The following is a 16,976-nucleotide window of genomic DNA, read 5'->3' on the forward strand; positions in this document are numbered from 1 at the left end:
CCCTGACTGCGGGCGGCCCGGCTTGCACCGTCGGTGAGGAAGGGCCGCGCGGCGGCCCGCCCTGCTTTCCAGAGTGACCTCGTCCGTGCGGTACGGGGGCCTGAGAGATTCCGGGGAGGAGTTGCTCCTTCGGCGCCTCCGGCTGGCGGGCGGAGGACTCTCCCGCACGGGGTCTGCAGCCACGATCAGCGTACCAGCGCACGCCCCCGCGCATCCCGGCGCGGGCGCCGGCTCCCGTGCGCCCGGGCGGCGCCCGCCGAGTGGCCGCGGGGCGGGTTGTGCCGTTACGTGGAGGCAGCGGAGCTGTGACGAGACGTGGGAGGCACCGTGCAGACCGACATCGACCCCCGGAGCCTGATCGGCGTGCGCGCGTACGACAGCAACGGCGACAAGCTCGGGACCGTCGACGAGGTGTACCTCGACGACGCCACCGGCGCCCCGCAGTGGGCGGCGGTGCGCACGGGCCTGTTCCACCGGGACGCGTTCGTGCCGCTGGGGCCGAGCGAGCTGGCGGACGAAGGGCTGCGGGTCCCGTTCGAACGGGAGCTGATCAAGGACGCGCCGGACTTCGGTGTGGGCCGGCACCTCTCCCCCGCGCAGGAGCTCCAGCTCTACCACCACTACGGCATGACGCTGCCGCCTGAGGTCGCCAAGACCCAGCCGCAGCAGCAGCCGCCGCAGGACCGGGACTTCGGCGAGGTCGCCGGCTCCGACGACTGACCGGCAGCCGCCGGACATCAGCGCCGGCGTCAGCCGCCCGGCGCCAGCGGCAGCGGGTCCGCGGGCGTCAGCGCCGGGTCGTCCGCGGCGAACGTACGCACCCGCCCGGGCGCGGAGCCCGGCACCTCGAACCGCACGGTGACCCGGCCGACGCCGCTGCCCTGCACCCAGCCGGGGCCGTGCTCCGCGTGCCGCACGTCCAGCCCCGGCAGCCACTGCGGCGCGGCCGGCTCCGGCTCCGCCGCGGCGGGCCGCGGGGGCGGCTCCGGCGGCGGCAGCGCCACCGGGCCGTCGGCGTCCACCGGCCCGTGCTGCACCTCCGGCGCCTGGCCCGCCTGCGCGAACAGGTCCTCCTGCGTGAAGTCCGCGAGCCCGCTCACGCCGACGCCCAGCAGCCGCACGCCCGCGGTCGTCTCCACGCTGTCCAGCAGCCGCAGCGCCGCCTCGGTGACCACGGCCGGGTCGTCCGTGGGCCCGCGCAGGGTCTCGGAGCGGGTGAGGGTGGAGAAGTCGTACCGCCGGACCTTGAGGACCACCGTGCGGCCGGAGCGCCCCGCGCCGTGCAGCCGCGTCACGCACCGCCGCGCCAGCCGCTCGACCTCGGTGCGGATCCGGACCCGGTCGGTGAGGTCGACGTCGAAGGTGTCCTCGACGGACACGGACTTGGTGTCCCGGTCCGCGACCACCGGCCGCTCGTCCAGACCCAGCGCCATCACGTGAATCCCGGTGCCGTGCGCCTTGCCCAGCAGCCGCACCATCTCGTCCTCGCCGGCGTCCGTGACCTCCCCGACCGTGGTGATCCCGGCCCGGCGCAGCGTGTCCGCCGTCGCCGGGCCGACGCCCGGCAGCGTACGCACGTTCATCGGCCCCAGCAGCGCCCGCTCGCCGCCCGGCGGGACCACGACGAGCCCGTCCGGCTTGGCCAGCTCGGAGGCGACTTTGGCGAGCATCTTGGAGGCGGCGAGCCCGACGGACCCGGTGAGGCCCGTGGCGGCGCGGATGTCGGCGCGCAGCCGGCGCGCCACGCTCCGTAGCGCCGCCTCCTCCGCGGGCGTGCCGCCGGCTTCGAGGTCGACGAACGCCTCGTCCAGGCTCAGCGGCTCCACCAACGGCGACAGCTCCCCGAGCAGCGCCATGACCTGGCCGCTGACCTGCTGGTAGAGCCGGAATCGGGGGATGAGGAACGCGGCGTTCGGGCAGAGCCGGCGGGCCATGCCCATGGCCATGGCCGAGTGCACCCCGAAGACCCGGGCCTCGTACGACGCGGTGGCCACCACGCCGCGGGGGCCGAGACCGCCGACGATCACGGCCTTGCCCCTGAGGCTCGGCTTGGCGGCCTGCTCGACGGCGGCGTAGAACGCGTCCATGTCCAGGTGCAGGACTGACGGGGCGCTTCTCACACGGTGATGGTCCCCCATGGGTACGACATCGGCCCCGCAGCGGCCGTCAGACGGCCGTGACGGCGCCGTGCGGGCCGGGGCGCGGGACGCCACCGGCCGGGCTGCCGGAGGGGCGTCAGCCGGCGCGGCTGCGGCGGCGCGCCAGCTCGTCGGCGGCGTTGTGCCCGACCAGCGTCTCGCCGGTGTCGATGCGCTCCGCGTGCAACTGCGCGAGGGCGGCCTGCACGTCTCTCCAGACCACGCCGACGGCGATGCCGAAGATCCCCTGGCCGCCCTGGAGCAGCTCGACGACCTCGTCGGGTGACGTGCACTCGCAGACCGTGGCGCCGTCGCTGATGAGGGTCATCCGCCGCAGGTCGGCCGGCTCTGCGGCGCGCAGGTGGCGCACGGCCGTCCTGATGCTCTGCAGCGAGACCCCGACGTCCAGCAGCCGCTTGACGATCTTGAGTACGACGACGTCGTGGGAGCCGTAGAGCCGCTGGGCGCCCGAGCCGTTCGCGGGGCGGACGCTCGGCTCGACCAGGCCCGTACGGGCCCAGTAGTCGAGCTGCCGGTACGTGATGCCGGCCGCGGCGCACGCCGCCGGTCCCCGGTAGCCGACCTCGTCCGGGGCCGCAGACGCGGCCTGCGGCCGCCTCGCGGGCTCCGCGCCGTGCCCGTACAGCGGAACAGCTCCGCCCCCACCGGCCGATCTCCCGCCGCCCGTGACCACCACGCCGACCTCCCGCTCCCTGACCTGCCACCCGACGGTAGGCAGTCGCCCCGGGCGCGTCAACGAACGCCACACGGCGCACGCCGGGTGCTCATCACCCTACGGGTGGTTTGCCGACGGCGCCCGTGCGGTAGGCCCGGGCGGGCTACCGGGGGCGGCTCTCACTGGGGGTTCGTACCGAAGTCCTCGGGCGTGATCTGGTCGAGGAACTCGCGGAACTTCTCCACCTCGTCCTCCTGCTCGTCCGGGATCGAGATCCCCGCGTCGTTGAGCACGCCCTCGCTGCCGTAGATCGGCGTGCCGGTGCGCAGCGCGAGCGCGATGGCGTCGGAGGGGCGGGCGCTCACCTCGGCGCCGCCGGAGAAGACCAGCTCGGCGTAGAACACGCCCTCCCGCAGGTCGGTGATCCGGACCTCGGACAGCTCCTGGCCGACCGCGTCCAGCACATTCTTGAACAGGTCATGGGTCAGCGGGCGCGCGGGGGTCATGCCCTGCTGCGCGAAGGCGATCGCCGTCGCCTCCCCAGGACCGATCCAGATGGGGAGGTACCGGTCGCCGCCCACTTCACGCAGGAGAACGATCGGTTGGTTCGAGGGCATTTCCACCCGGACACCCACAACGTCGAGCTCGTTCACACAGCAACCCTAGGCCGACCCCGGCGGTTTTGGGTAGTCGAGCACGGGACCGGTCAGTTGCCGGCGACCCGCAGTGAGGACCGTACGAGGGTCGTGTGCAGCCGCGCGGACAGCTCGATCAGCCGTTCGGCGGTGGATTCCGCGTGGGCCCGCGTCTGCGGGCTGCGGTGCCCCCGGAGCGGGCCGATGACCTGTTCGACGAGGCCGGCCTCGCGGTCCGCGGCGGCCTTGAGGCCGCGCAGGTGGCGCGCCTGCACCCCGTAGCTGCCCAGCTCGGCCACCAGGCGGGCGACGGCGGCCGCGTCCGCGTCGTAGAGCCCGTCGGCGTCCGGGGCGACCAGACCGAATTCTTCCCAGGACGCCAGCTCGTCCTCGCCGACCGCGGCGGTGCGCAGCAGCGTCTCCCGGTCGATACGGGGATCGTGCGGGGCCTCCGCGACGGCGGAGGCCCCGGTCCCGGCGCCGGCCACGGGGTCGGCGTCCAACTGCTCACGGATGACCTTGAGCGGCAGGTAGTGATCCCGCTGCATGCGCAGGATCCGGGCCAGCCGCTCGACGTCCGCGGCGCCGAACTTGCGATAGCCGCCCGGCGAGCGCTGCGGCTCCACCAGGCCCTCCGACTCCAGGAAGCGGATCTTGGAGATGGTGACCTCGGGAAACTCCTCGCGGAGCACGGCGAGGACGCCCCCGATGCTCAACTGCCGGTCGCGCGCCCGGCGTCGGTCCGGCCGGTCCGCTTCCGGAGCGGCGGTGCCGCCCCTCGGGGTGTCGCCCATCGCTTCCGTCCCGTGGTCGTGTGCTCCCCGCCCTCAGGCGGCGCGCCGGCTGGCGAAGAACACCAGCCGGAACTTTCCGATCTGCACCTCGTCCCCGCTGGTCAGCTCGAACTCGTCGATCCGCTCGCGGTTGACGTACGTGCCGTTGAGGCTGCCGACGTCGGCGACCGAGAACCGGCCGTCAGGGGTCCGGCGGAACTCCACGTGCCGCCGGGAGACCGTGACGTCGTCCAGGAAGATGTCGCTCTGCGGGTGGCGCCCGACGGTGGTCAGCTCGCTGTCCAGCAGGAAGCGCGCCCCGGAGTTGGGGCCGCGGCGGACGACGAGCAGCGCGGAGCCGGGCGGCAGCGCGTCGACGGCCGCCTGCGCCTCGGGCGACAGCGGCGGCAGCGTCTGCCCGCCGCTGGCGGCCTCGGCCTCGTATGCCTCGATGCCCGAGATGGAGATCGTGGTGGTGGTCTCCGAGGGACGCTCGGCCACACCGGCCCGCAGCGGGGCGCCGCAGTTGGAGCAGAACCGGCTCGCCTGGGCGTTCCGGGCCCCACACCTGTTGCATACCGGCAGGTCCATGGACTGTGCCTCCTGCTGCGGAGCGCCCGCAGCGGCGTCGGGCGGATGCGAGCCGGGGGCGAACCCTCCACCCGCACTTGAGGTTGATGGTTCCCCGAAACCTATGCGGCCCGACGCGGCAGGGTCAACATAAGACTCGCCCTGACCACCCGAAATGTCGCCGGGCGGCGGAGGCGCCTGATCCCGGTACAAGGCGCGCTCGCCGGCCTCGCCGCCCTGGGACGCGGCGCGGTGCCGGCCCGGCCGATCCGCCGAGCCCCTCCCGAACAACTTAGCGAACAACTTCACGGGCGATTTCCCCTTGACCGTCGGACAGGCCCGTGTACGAGCAGGTCACTCGACACGCGCATCAGCGGCACCGGACATTCACTGAACGTCCACAACCCCCGGACAGTTTCCCTTACGCGACCGCAGCCGATGCGTCGACCCCCCGTAACCATGAGGTCACGACGACGACCGAGCGTAGTCAGGCCGCTTCTCCCGCCGCAAGGCGTCCACGAGGACCGTGTCCCGGGGCTCGATGGACACCGTAGCCTGCTCCTCCTCCATGGTCTGAACCACCCCACCGGGGATGTTCAGCGCGGGCTGCAGATCCTCGGCCCGGCCGATCACGCGGAAGACGTACGGCTGGGAGACCCGGCGCCCGTCGATCGCCACGTCGCTCTCGCCGGCGTCGGCGAAGTGCGTGCCCGCGACCACGCGCACGCCGTTGATCTGGATCGCCTCCGCACCGGCCGCGCGCAGCTCCTGGATCGTGTCCAGCAGCATGTCCGCCTCGACGGCGCCCTCGGGACCACGGACGGTGATCTCGATGCCGGGGCCCTCGGCGGCGACCGTGCCGGCCAGCACGCCGAGCTGGCGCTCCTTGGCCTCGGTCTGGCGGCGCGCCTCCTCCGCCTGGTCGGAGCTGTTCTCCAGCTCCGCCTTCTGGTCCTCCAGCCGCTCCCGCTCGTCCTCCAACCGCTGGGTGCGGTCATCGAGTTCGTCGAGGATCCGTACGAGGTCCTCCTGGCGGGCGCCGCGCAGCGCGCTGGACTCGCCGGTGGAGCGGACCTGGATGGCCAGACCCAGGCCGAGGACGAACAGCAGCAGGGCGACGATCAGTTGCGAGCGGGTCAGCCGGAGCGGCCACACGGCGTCGACCAGGCGGCGCCGGCCGGCGCCGAGCTCCGGCTCGGGCGGGGCAGGCGGCTCGGGAGGCGCGGAGCGCTCGGCGGGCGCGGTGCGCTCGGGCGGCGAGGGAGGGCCGGGGAGCTGCGGCGCGGGAGGCCGCCGCTGCGTGGGCGGACGCTGCTGCGTGGGCGGACGCTGCTGCGTGGGCGGACGCTGCTGCGGCGCCGGGGTGCGCGACTGCCCGGAGGGGCGCTGCTGCCCGGGCGGCTGCTGTTGCCCCCCGGGAGGCTGCTGCCCCGGAGGCTGCTGCGCCGGGGGCTTCCGGGGCGGCTGCTGAGCGGGCGGCCGCTGTGCGGGCGGCTGCGGCCCCTCGGACCGCCGCTGGGGCGGCTCTGGCCGCTGCTGCGGCGGCTTGCGCGGCGGCTGCGGCGGCTGGTCGCGCGAGTGGCGCGGCGGCGAGTGCTCGCGCGAGGCGTGCCGCGGCGGCTGGTGCCGGGGCGCCGGTGGGCGCGGCGGTGCGGGCGGTGTCGGCGGTACGCCCGGCGTGCCCTGCGGGTACGCGGCGGGCGGGTCGCCCGGGCGCGGGGAGTTCGGCGGAGTCTCGTCGGACACGGGCATCACGCCTGGAAGACGTGCCGCCGGATGGCGGCGGCGTTGGAGAAGATCCGGATCCCGAGGACGACCACGACGCCCGTGGAGAGCTGCGCGCCGACGCCCAGCTTGTCGCCGAGGAAGACGATCAGCGCGGCCACGACGACGTTCGACAGGAACGACACCACGAAGACCTTGTCGTCGAAGATCCCGTCGAGCATGGCCCGCAGCGCTCCGAAGACCGCGTCGAGCGCGGCGACGACGGCGATGGGCAGGTACGGCTCCAGGCCCGCCGGCACCACGGGCTGGACCACGAGGCCCATGACGATGCCCGCGACAAGGCCCAGTACGGCGATCACGAGGGGTTGTTCTCCTTCGGTTCTGCGTGGCGTAGGGACAGGCCGGTGGCGGCCGGCAGCCGGAGGTCGTCGCGTGCGGAGATCCCGGCCCTGATGCCGTAGTTGTCCTGGAGCACGTCCAGGTAGTGGCCGTCGGCGTTCTCCCGGAACCGCTCCAGGAGGCGTTCGCCGTCGCCGATGGCGAGCACCGTGTACGGCGGCGCCAGCGGGCGGTTGTCGACGAGGATGGCGTCGCCGGCCGCGCGGATCGCGGACAGGGCGGTGAGCCGGCGGCCGTTGACGGAGACGGCCTCGGCGCCGGCGAGCCAGAGGCCGTTGACGATGCGCTGCAGGTCACGGTCGCGCACCCGGCCGTCGTCGGCGAAGCTCGTGGAGCTGCGCGGGCCGCCGGCCGCGCCGGTGCCCGCATCGGCGGCGTCGTCCACCACGAGGCGTACGCCGGGGCCCCGGGCCTCGGCGGCGCCGGCCAGCAGCGCGAGCAGCGCCGCCTCGTCGCTGCCGTGCTCCTCCAGCGCCTCGCGCTGCCGGTCGGCCACCTCGCCGTGCAGTCGCTCGACCGTGCGGTCGAGGTCGTCCGCCGCGGCGGTCCTGTCCTCGACCCGCTCGATCAGCTCCTCGCGCTCGCGGGCGAGGTCGGGTGCCTCGATCCGCGCCTCGGCGGCGCCGACGGTGAGGACCAGCGCGGTCAGCACCAGGCCGGCGGCGAGCCAGGCCCGCCCGCGCAGGCGCTGCGGAAGCCGCTCGCCGCGCGGGCGGGTGCCGTGGCGCGCGGCGGCCTCGGCGTACCCGTCGTCCAGGCTGTGATCCATCAGCCGGGTCAGCAGCGACATGGAGGCGTCCGGACGGGGGCGTGCCGGTGCGCTGCTCCGTTCGGGGGGCTGCTGCGGCATGCCGGACATCGTTGCACGCCGGGAGCCCTTATGGTGCCGCGACCCCTGGGTTGGGTGAACTCTCGCTCCGCTGTGCCCGGGTCAGTCGCCGCTCCCGTCGACGACCGCCGCCCACTCGTCGAGCAGGGCTTCGGCGGACGCCTGGTCGGGTCCCTCAGCCCACAGGTGCGTGACCGCCTCGGCGCGGTCCGGCAGGACCAGCACCCAGCGGCCGTCGGCCTCCACGACCCGTACGCCGTCGGTGGTGTCGACGTCGCGGGAGCCCGCGGCCTCCACCACCCGGCGCATGACCATCCCCTTGACGGCCCATGGGGTCGCGAGGTCCCGGCAGAGCACGTACGCCTGCGGGATGCGGGCGTCGATCTGGCTGAGGGTGAGCTGGGTGCGGGCGACCAGGCCGGTGAGGCGGGCGAAGGCGGCCGCGCCGTCGAAGACGGAGGAGAACTCCGGGACGATGAAGCCGCCGCGGCCGTCGCCCCCGAAGACGGTGTCGTCCATCCGGGCCACCCGGGCCAGGTCGTCGGGCGAGGTCGTCGTCCACTCCACCTGTGTGCCGTGGTACGCGGCCACCTGCTCGGCGATACGCGTCGTCGTCACCGGCATCGCCACCCGGCCGCTGCGCCGCTCCGCCGCGACCAGGTCGAGCATGACCAGCAGCGCCCGGTCGTCCTCGACGATCCGGCCCTTCTCGTCCACCAGTGAGATGCGCTCGCCGACCGGGTCGAAGCGCACGCCGAAGGCGGCCCGCGCGGAGGACACGATCTCGCCGAGGCGGACGAGGCCGGCACGGCGCGACTGCGGCGTCTCGGTCGGCCGGGACTCGTCCAGGCCCGGGTTGATGGTGAGCGCGTCCACGCCGAGGCGGCCGAGGAGGCTCGGGAGCACCAGGCCGGCGCTGCCGTGCGAGGCGTCCACGACGACCTTGAGGCCGGCCTCGGCGATGCCTCCGGTGTCCACGGCGCGCAGCAGCGAGCCGGTGTAGGAGTCGAAGACGCTGGCGGGGAAGCTCAGGTCGCCGATCTCGCCGGGGAACGCGCGGCGGTACTCCTGGCGGGCGTAGACGCGGTCGAGCTTGCGCTGCGCGGCCTGCGAGAGGTCGGCGCCGCGCTCGTCGAGGAACATGATGTCGACGGAATCCTGTACGCCAGGGGTGGTGCGGATCATGATGCCGCCGGCGCTGCCGCGCGCGGTCTGCTGCCGGGCCACGGGCAGCGGCACATTCTCCAGGTCCCGTACGTCTATGGCGCTGGCCTGGAGCGCGGAGATCACCGCGCGCTTGAGCGCCCGGGCGCCGCGGGAGTGGTCGCGGGCGGTGGTGACGCTGGAGCCCTTCTTCAGCGTCGTCGCGTACGCCCCGGCCAGCCGGACCGCGAGCTCCGGGGTGATCTCGACGTTGAGGATGCCGGAGACGCCGCGGGCGCCGAAGAGGTGGGCCTGACCGCGCGACTCCCAGATCACCGAGGTGTTGACGAAGGCGCCCGCTTCGATGGTCTTGAAGGGGTAGACGCGCACATTGCCCTGGATGATCGATTCTTCGCCGATCAGGCACTCGTCGCCGATGACGGCGCCGTCCTCGATCCGCGCGGCGCGCATGACGTCGGTGTTCTTGCCGATGACACAGCCGCGGAGGTTGGTGTGGCCACCGATGTAGACGTTGTCGTGGATGACGGCGCGGTGCAGGAACGCACCCTGCTTGACGACGACGTTGGAGCCGAGGACCGAGTGTTCGCGGACCTCGGCGCCCTGCTCGACCTTGGCGTAGTCGCCGATGTAGAGCGGGCCGCGCAGGACGGCCTCGGGGTGCACCTCTGCGCCCTCGGCGACCCAGACGCCGGGCGAGATCTCGAAGCCGTCGAGATCGAGGTCGACCTTGCCCTCCAGCACGTCGGCCTGGGCCTTGACGTAGCTCTCGTGGGTGCCGACGTCCTCCCAGTAGCCCTCCGCCACGTAGCCGTAGATGGGCTTGCCGTCCTTCATCAACTGCGGGAAGACGTCGCCCGACCAGTCGACGGAGGTGTCGGCCTCGACGTAGTCGAAGACCTCGGGCTCCATCACGTAGATGCCGGTGTTGACGGTGTCAGAGAAGACCTGGCCCCAGGTGGGCTTCTCCAGGAAGCGCTCGACCTTGCCCTCCTCGTCGACGATGGTGATGCCGAACTCCAGCGGGTTGGGGACCCGGGTGAGGCAGACGGTGACGAGCGCGCCCTTCTCGCGGTGGAACGCGATCAGGTCGGTGAGGTCGAAGTCGGTGAGCGCGTCGCCGGAGATGACCAGGAACGAGTCGTCCTTCAGGGCCTCCTCGGCGTTCTTCACGCTGCCCGCGGTGCCCAGCGGACGGTCCTCGTTGGCGTACGTGAGCTCCATGCCGAGCTCCTCGCCGTCCCCGAAGTAGTTCCGCACCAGGGAGGCGAGGAACTGGACGGTCACCACCGTCTCCGTCAGCCCGTGGCGTTTGAGCAGCCGCAGGACGTGCTCCATGATCGGCCGGTTCACCACCGGCAGCAGGGGCTTGGGCATGCTCGCGGTCATGGGGCGCAGGCGGGTGCCTTCGCCCCCAGCCATCACGACGGCCTTCATATCGGAAGCGTCCTCCTTGGGCGTGAGACGGCGATGCCGGCTGCCGCCTAGTCGGGGGTGGTGTCCGCGCGGGCGTCCCCTCGGATGAGACGGCGCACCTGGATGAGGTAGAGGCCGCCGGCCCACCAGTACAGCGCTGTACCCCAGCCGGCGAACGCCCATCCGAAAATAGCAGAGAGTGACGACACCCATCCACTTGCGTCACTGAGGAGGAGCAACGGGAAGGCGTACATCAGGCAGAAAGTGGCGGACTTGCCCAGGAAGTTCACCTGGGGCGGCGGGTAGCCGTGCCGGCCGAGCAGCCAGACGGCCACCCCGACGATCGCGTCGCGGGAGAGCAGCAGGATGGTGAGCCACAGCGGGAGGATCCCGCGCCAGGTCAGGCCGACGAGGGTGGCCAGGATGTAGAGCCGGTCGGCGGCAGGGTCCAGGATGCGGCCCAGGTTCGAGACCTGGTTCCAGCGCCGGGCCAGCTTGCCGTCGAGGTAGTCGCTGATGCCGCTGAACGCCAGGATCGCCAGCGCCCAGCCGTCGGCGTTCGGGCCGCCGAACTCTGGCCAAAGGATGAGCCACAGGAAGACCGGCACCAGGACGAGCCGGGACATGCTCAGGAGATTGGGGACGGTGAAGATCCGGTCCTTCGATTCAGCCGTCTCCTGGGCCTCCACCCGCCTGCCTCCCCGTCCGTTCCCGCCGGTGCCGTCAGACGCGCCGACGATGCGCTCTGACCTTACCCGTCGGCGGGAACGGGCCCGCGCGCAGGCCGGTTCGGGAGGCTGGGCACGGGGCAGCGTGGGAGGCGGCCCTGCGGGCTGCCCGGAGGGCGGGAGGGGGCCGGGCGCGGCCGGCTTCCCTCGGTTCGGAATGGCAAGTTCCGATTGGTTACGCTTCAGGAGCGGCGCGGCCCCCACGGATGCGGGCGGCGCCGACCCCCCGCTGTTTTCTGGAGGCCCCGGCATGACCCAAGTCTCGTCTCCGCTCACCGGCCGCGCCATCGGGCTCGCCGCCGTACCCGACCCGGTCTTCTCCGGGGCGATGGTCGGTCCCGGCACCGCCGTGGACCCCGAGCGCGGGCCTTCCGAGGCGGTCGCGCCGATCGGCGGCCTGGTGCTCTCCCTGCACCCGCACGCCTTCGTCGTCGTGGACGACGAGGGGCACGGGGTGCTCACCCATCTCGGCATCGACACCGTGCAGCTCAACGGCGAGGGCTTCGAACTGCTCGTCGCCAAGGGCGACCGGGTCGAGCGCGGGCAGCCCGTCATCCGCTGGGACACCGTCGCCGTCGAGGAGGCCGGCAAGTCGCCGATCTCGCCGGTGGTGGCGCTGGAGGCGGCCGAGGGCGCACTGTCCGCGGTGGCGGAGGACGGGGAGATCAAGGCCGGCGAGACGCTGTTCACCTGGAAGTGACGGGCCGGCGGTGACCCATCGGCGGGCACCGGCGCTGCGACCCGTGCGCGTACGACAGCCTCGGCGGGACGCCGCCGCGCACTTGCGGAAGACTGGTGACATGGAGACGACCCTGCAAGGCGTCGGCGTGAGCCACGGGGTGGCGATCGGCGAGGCACGGCACATGGGCACGGCGGTGCTCGAACCGCCGGCGAGGCAGATTCCCGCGGCGGAGGCGCCGCGCGAGCAGGAGCGGGTGCGTAAGGCCGTGGAGGCGGTGGCCGCCGACCTGGTGGCGCGCGGCAACCTGGCCGGCGGCGAGGCGCAGGCCGTGCTGGAAGCGCAGGCCATGATCGCGCAGGACCCGGAGCTGGCGGCGGACGTGGAGCGGCGGATCGCCGTCGGCTCCTCCGCGGAGCGCGCGGCGTACGACGCCTTCGCGGCGTACCGCGAACTGCTCGCCGGGGCCGGCGAGTACATGGCCGGGCGGGTCGCCGACCTGGACGACGTACGCAACCGGATCATCGCCCGGCTGCTGGGCGTCCCGATGCCGGGGGTGCCCGACAGCGACGAGCCGTACGTGCTGATCGCGCGCGACCTCGCGCCCGCCGACACCGCGCTCCTCGACCCCTCGCTCGTCCTCGGCTTCGTCACCGAGGAGGGCGGGCCGACGAGCCACAGCGCGATCCTCGCCCGCGCGCTCGGCGTGCCCGCGGTGGTGGCGCTGCCCGGCGCCGTCGAACTGGCGGAGGGGACGGTCGTGGCCGTCGACGGCTCGACCGGCGAGGTGTTCGTCGCACCCGGGCCGGAGAAGCGCGCGGAGATGGAGCAGATGGCGGCCGAGCGCAAGGCGGCGCTGGCTGCCGCCAACGGCCCCGGGGCGACCTCCGACGGGCACAAGGTGCCGCTGCTGGCGAACGTCGGCGGCCCGGCGGACGTGCCGGCGGCCGTCGCGGCGGGCGCGGAGGGCGTGGGGCTGTTCCGCACGGAGTTCCTGTTCCTGGACGACAGCAGGACGGCGCCGTCGGAGCAGGCGCAGATCAACGCGTACCGCCAGGTGCTGGAGGCGTTCCCGGAGGGGCGCGTCGTCGTACGCGTCCTGGACGCGGGCGCCGACAAGCCGCTGGAGTTCCTCACCCCGGCCGACGAGCCGAACCCGGCGCTCGGCGTCCGCGGACTGCGGTCTCTCCTGGCCCACCCGGACGTGCTGCGCACGCAGCTCACCGCGCTGTCCAAGGCGGCGGCCGGGCTGCCGGTGTACCTCGAAGTGATGGCGCCGATGGTCGCGGACCGGCAGGACGCCGCGGACTTCGCGGCGGCGTGCCGGTCCGCCGGGCTGGCGGCGAAGGCCGGGGCGATGGTGGAGATCCCGGCGGCGGCGCTGCGGGCGCGGGCGATCCTCCAGGAGGTCGAGTTCCTGTCGCTGGGCACGAACGACCTGGCGCAGTACGCCTTTGCCGCCGACCGGGAGGTCGGGGCGGTGTCGCGGCTCCAGGACCCGTGGCAGCCTGCGCTGCTGGACCTGGTGTCCTTCGCGGCGGAGGGCGCCAAGGCGGAGGGCAAGAGCTGCGGGGTGTGCGGCGAGGCGGCGTCGGATCCGCTGCTGGCCTGCGTGCTGACGGGGCTGGGGGTGACGTCGCTGTCGATGGGCGCGGCGGCGATCCCGTACGTCCGGGCGACGCTGGCGCAGCACACGCTGGCACAGTGCGAGCGCGCGGCGTCGGCGGCGCGGGCGGCAGACACGGCGGAGGAGGCCAGGGAGGCGGCGCGGGCGGTCTTGTCGGGCGAGTAGGGGCTGTTCCGGGCCGGGGTGCCGACTCGGGCGGGGCTGCGGAGGGCGCCACGGGGGTTGTGCGCGGGGTTGCGGCGAGGGGGCTGTTCCCCGACCCCGCCCCTTCCCGAAACCGGGGCTGCCGCCCCGGACCCCGCACGGCGCGGCCCTCCGGGCCCGCCGGAGGCGGGTGGCGGTCCCGCCCGCGCACAGATGGGCGGATAGGGACGCCCCTCCCGGATCCGAACCATCCGGCAGGGCCCTTCGGGCCCGCCGGCGCGGCGTTGCGGTGTCGCTTGGCCCTTCGGGCCCCCGGCGCCTCGCCGACAGCCGCCGTCCCCCTCCCGCCGTCATCGGTGGCAGCCCTTCTCCGGGCGGGGCAGCGGGGTGCCGGCGCTGTAGGTGACGTCGGGTTCCGGGGGCAGGGGGGCGCCTGTTCTCGCGTTGGTGCAGTACGCCGCGTAGACCTCCTTTTCCGTCAACGGGGCCAGCCAGCCGTCCCGTAGCCGCCAGCCCCGCACCCGCTCCCTGCCGTCCGCGCCCGTCGTGCGGGCCACCACCCCGCCCGTGCCCGACGTGGCGATGCCCGCCGCCAGCACCAGCCGCAGCGCCTCACCGTCCGGCGGGCGGAGGCGCGGCGGGCCCGGCGGGCCCGGCGGGTCCACGCTGCGGGCCACCGCGACCAGCGGGAAGCCCGCCGAGCGGACCGTGGTCACCACGTGCTGCGCGCCCGGGCCCAGGGCCTCCGTCAGGCGGTCGACCAGCAGGCCCGCGCGGGCCAGTGCCGCGTCGGCCCGGTGCTCGCCGCAGTCCTCGCAGCGGCCCGCCGCCGCCAGCAGCGTCGCCGCGCGCTCGCGGGAGCGGCTGCGGGCTGCCGCGTCGAGGAGTTGGGGCACCAGGCGGTCCATCGGCTGGCCGCCGTACGGCACCGCCGGGCCGCGGGCGGCGGACTCCGCCACGTAGCGGCAGCGGCTCGCCGGGGTGTCCGGTTCCAGGCCCCGTTCCGCGCAGAAGCGGGCGAAGCCCGGTGGGTCGAAGAGCGCCACCGTCGTGTACGCCCCCTGCGTCGCCCGGGCCCGCAGGACGCCCTCGACCTGCCGCAGATACGCTGCGTGATCGTCGAACAGAAAGCTCGCATACCGCCGCATCGCCGCGAAGTCCGCGGCATCCGCCAACAGCCCCACCGCACCCGGCATCTCCCGGCGCAGCAGCCGGGCATCCGTCCTCGTACGCGCCATGACTCCCCCTCTACGGAACGCAACCAATCACTACGCACCGTAATCGAGGGGTCTGACAATCCCCGCGGGGTCAGCTCCGCGACCGCGCCAGCCGCTCGTAGAACCTCAGCAGGTCCACCCGGTCCACCGACCCCGGATTGACCGCCTTCTCCAGCGGCGTGCCCTGCAGCATCCGCTTCACCGGCACCTCCAGCCGCTTGCCGGTCAGCGTGTGCGGCACGCCCTCCACCTCGATCACCTCGTCCGGCACGTGCCGCGGCGACAGTTGCTCGCGGAGCGCGGCGCGGATCCGGTCCCGCAGGCTGTCGTCCAGCCGTGCACCCGTGGTCAGTTGGACGAAGAGCGGCATCCAGTACCCGCCGTCCGGCTGCTCCACGCCGATGACCAGCGACTCCCGCACCTCCGGCAGCCGCTCCACCACCTCGTAGATGTCCGCGGAGCCCATCCGCACGCCCTGCCGGTTCAGCGTCGAGTCGGAGCGCCCGTGGATGACGACCGAGCCGCGCGACGTGAGCGTGATCCAGTCGCCGTGCCGCCACACACCGGGGTATGTGGAGAAGTAGCTGTCCCGGTAGCGCTCGCCGTCCGGGTCGTTCCAGAACCGTACGGGCATCGACGGCATCGGCTGCGTCACCACCAGCTCGCCCACCTCGTCCGTGACCGGCTCGCCCGCCGGGTCCCACGCCTGGAGGTCCGTGGCCAGGCACGCCGCCTGCAGCTCGCCGGTGTGCACCGGCAGCGTGGGCACCGCGCCGGCGAAGCAACTGCACACGTCCGTGCCGCCGCTGACCGACGCGATCCACATGTCCGCGGGACCCGCGGGGCCCGCCCGGTGGAACTCGTCGTGGATCCAGCGGAATCCGTCCGGAGGCAGCGGCGAGCCCGTCGTGGCCACGCACCGCACCCGCGTCAGGTCCAGGTCGAGGCCCGGGTGCACATCCGCCTTGCGGCAGGCCATGACGTACGCCGCGGAGGTGCCGAAGAACGTCGTCTCCGTGCGCTCCGCGACCCGCCACTGCGCCGCGACGTCCGGATGGCCGGGGCTGCCGTCGTACGTGATCACGGTGGCGCCCACCAGGAGGCCGGAGACGAGGAAGTTCCACATCATCCAGCCGGTGGAGGTGTACCAGAAGAAGCGGTCGCCCGGGCCGAGGTCGCAGTGCAGCGCGAGCTGCTTCAGATGCTCCAGCAGGATGCCGCCCTGGGACTGCACGATCGCCTTGGGCAGGCCGGTCGTGCCGGAGGAGTACAGCACCCACAGCGGGTGGTCGAACGGCACCTGCTCGAAGACCGGTTCCGCGCCCGTGGCCACCAGCGCGTCCCACTCCAGCGCGCCCTCGGGCAGTGGGGTGCCGAGCAGCGGGACGTGTACGACGGCGCGCAGGGTGGGCAGTTCGCGGCGCAGTTCCGCGACCGTCTCGCGGCGGTCGTGCTCCTTGCCGCCGTAGCGGTAGCCGTCGACGGTGACGAGCACCACCGGCTCGACCTGGCGGAAGCGGTCCAGGACGCTGCGGGCGCCGAAGTCCGGGGAGCAGGAGGTCCACACGGCGCCGACCGCGGCGGTCGCCAGCAGCGCGACGACGGCCTGCGGGATGTTCGGCAGGTACGCGCCCACGCGGTCCCCGGGCCGTACGCCGAGCCGGCGCAGCTCCGCCGCCAGCGAGCCGGCCTGCGCCCGCAGCTCCGCCCGGCTCACGGGCTGCGGCTCTGCGCCCTCGGCGACGTGCAGCAGCGCGGGTCCCGCTGCGGCGCCGGCGTCGCGCAGCGCGTGCTCCGCGTAGTTGAGCCGGGCGCCGGGGAACCATTGGGCGCCCGGCATCGCGGCGTCCGCGAGGACCGTCTCGTACGGGCTGGAGAACCGGACGTCGAACCACTCGGCCGCCGCCCGCCAGAACCGCTCCAGGCCGCCGTCCGGCGCCACCGACCAGCGGTGCAGCGCCGCGTAGTTCGCCTCCGGGTCGCCGGATACCGGCGCCGGCGCGCCGTGGTGCTCCGCCGCCCAGCGGTGGAAGCGGGTGAGCTGCGCCTTCTCGACGCGCTCCGGACCCGGCCGCCACAGCGCCGCGGGCGGCTCGGACGGCTCGGGCGACGCGGAGCCCGCAGACGGCGCCGACGGCGCGGACTGTTCGGTGGGCGGCTGGCTCGGCATGGCGTGACTCCCGTGGTACGGCATCCGCATGAGGGTCTGCGCCGCCGCCGGCCCGGTGGGGCGGCCGCGGCGCGCACGGAGCGCCCGGC

The 16,976-nt window shown here is 74.0% G+C and carries 14 protein-coding genes, 1 pseudogene and 1 riboswitch; of the genes and pseudogenes, 3 read left to right on the top strand and 12 right to left on the bottom strand.

What is annotated here, in order from left to right; all coding sequences use genetic code 11:
- Positions 1-78: 78 nt before the first annotated feature.
- A riboswitch (glycine riboswitch) is annotated at positions 79-175 on the bottom strand.
- 140 nt (positions 176-315) lie between these two features.
- Positions 316-720: a PRC-barrel domain-containing protein gene (locus OG946_RS02605; protein WP_326794534.1), complete on the top strand. Its 405-nt coding sequence runs from the start codon at positions 316-318 to the stop codon at positions 718-720.
- A 29-nt stretch (positions 721-749) separates the two neighbouring features.
- Here OG946_RS02605 and OG946_RS02610 read toward each other — a convergent pair whose 3' ends face one another.
- The 10 genes and pseudogenes from OG946_RS02610 to OG946_RS02655 form a co-directional block, all read right to left on the bottom strand.
- Positions 750-2,120: a DNA polymerase IV gene (locus OG946_RS02610; protein ID WP_326794535.1), complete on the bottom strand. Its 1,371-nt coding sequence runs from the start codon at positions 2,118-2,120 to the stop codon at positions 750-752.
- A gap of 115 nt (positions 2,121-2,235) precedes the next feature.
- Entirely contained in the window at positions 2,236-2,835 is a 600-nt protein-coding gene (locus tag OG946_RS02615) for a MerR family transcriptional regulator (protein ID WP_326794536.1), read from the bottom strand.
- A 158-nt stretch (positions 2,836-2,993) separates the two neighbouring features.
- Complete coding sequence (locus OG946_RS02620; protein WP_026276413.1) at positions 2,994-3,467, bottom strand: bifunctional nuclease family protein; 474 nt, start codon at positions 3,465-3,467, stop codon at positions 2,994-2,996.
- 53 nt (positions 3,468-3,520) lie between these two features.
- On the bottom strand, positions 3,521-4,243 hold the full coding sequence (gene ftsR, locus OG946_RS02625) for a transcriptional regulator FtsR (protein ID WP_326794537.1): 723 nt from the start codon (positions 4,241-4,243) through the stop codon (positions 3,521-3,523).
- A gap of 33 nt (positions 4,244-4,276) precedes the next feature.
- Complete coding sequence (locus tag OG946_RS02630; RefSeq protein WP_442814256.1) at positions 4,277-5,101, bottom strand: FHA domain-containing protein; 825 nt, start codon at positions 5,099-5,101, stop codon at positions 4,277-4,279.
- A 156-nt stretch (positions 5,102-5,257) separates the two neighbouring features.
- Positions 5,258-6,091, bottom strand: a pseudogene (locus OG946_RS02635) (DUF881 domain-containing protein); the annotation flags it as partial.
- Between the two features lie 452 nt (positions 6,092-6,543).
- Positions 6,544-6,876: a small basic family protein gene (locus tag OG946_RS02640; RefSeq protein ID WP_027744874.1), complete on the bottom strand. Its 333-nt coding sequence runs from the start codon at positions 6,874-6,876 to the stop codon at positions 6,544-6,546.
- Positions 6,873-7,766 (bottom strand): DUF881 domain-containing protein, encoded by an 894-nt coding sequence (locus OG946_RS02645; RefSeq protein WP_326794538.1) that lies wholly within the window; start codon positions 7,764-7,766, stop codon positions 6,873-6,875. Before OG946_RS02645 ends, OG946_RS02640 begins: the two co-directional genes overlap by 4 nt.
- A gap of 81 nt (positions 7,767-7,847) precedes the next feature.
- Positions 7,848-10,343, bottom strand: coding sequence for a mannose-1-phosphate guanyltransferase (locus tag OG946_RS02650; protein WP_326794539.1), 2,496 nt, complete (start codon positions 10,341-10,343; stop codon positions 7,848-7,850).
- Positions 10,344-10,390: 47 nt separating this feature from the next.
- Complete coding sequence (locus tag OG946_RS02655) at positions 10,391-11,011, bottom strand: CDP-alcohol phosphatidyltransferase family protein (protein ID WP_326794540.1); 621 nt, start codon at positions 11,009-11,011, stop codon at positions 10,391-10,393.
- Positions 11,012-11,300: 289 nt separating this feature from the next.
- Here OG946_RS02655 and OG946_RS02660 point away from each other — a divergent pair, with 289 nt between their 5' ends.
- Both OG946_RS02660 and ptsP read left to right on the top strand, forming a co-directional pair.
- A complete protein-coding gene (locus OG946_RS02660) occupies positions 11,301-11,750 on the top strand; it encodes a PTS sugar transporter subunit IIA (RefSeq protein WP_326794541.1) in 450 nt (149 codons plus the stop codon).
- Positions 11,751-11,850: 100 nt separating this feature from the next.
- A complete protein-coding gene (gene ptsP, locus OG946_RS02665) occupies positions 11,851-13,521 on the top strand; it encodes a phosphoenolpyruvate--protein phosphotransferase (protein ID WP_326794542.1) in 1,671 nt (556 codons plus the stop codon).
- Between the two features lie 329 nt (positions 13,522-13,850).
- On the opposite strand, the gene OG946_RS02670 is transcribed toward ptsP, so the two are convergent.
- Positions 13,851-14,738 carry a hypothetical protein gene (locus tag OG946_RS02670; protein WP_326794543.1) on the bottom strand — a complete coding sequence of 296 codons (888 nt, stop codon included), beginning with the start codon at positions 14,736-14,738 and terminating at the stop codon, positions 13,851-13,853.
- A gap of 70 nt (positions 14,739-14,808) precedes the next feature.
- Positions 14,809-16,887 carry an acetoacetate--CoA ligase gene (locus OG946_RS02675; RefSeq protein ID WP_326794544.1) on the bottom strand — a complete coding sequence of 693 codons (2,079 nt, stop codon included), beginning with the start codon at positions 16,885-16,887 and terminating at the stop codon, positions 14,809-14,811.
- Between the last annotated feature and the right edge of the window lie 89 nt (positions 16,888-16,976).

The sequence above is a fragment of the Streptomyces sp. NBC_01808 genome, assembly GCF_035917395.1.
GTDB lineage: Bacteria > Actinomycetota > Actinomycetes > Streptomycetales > Streptomycetaceae > Streptomyces.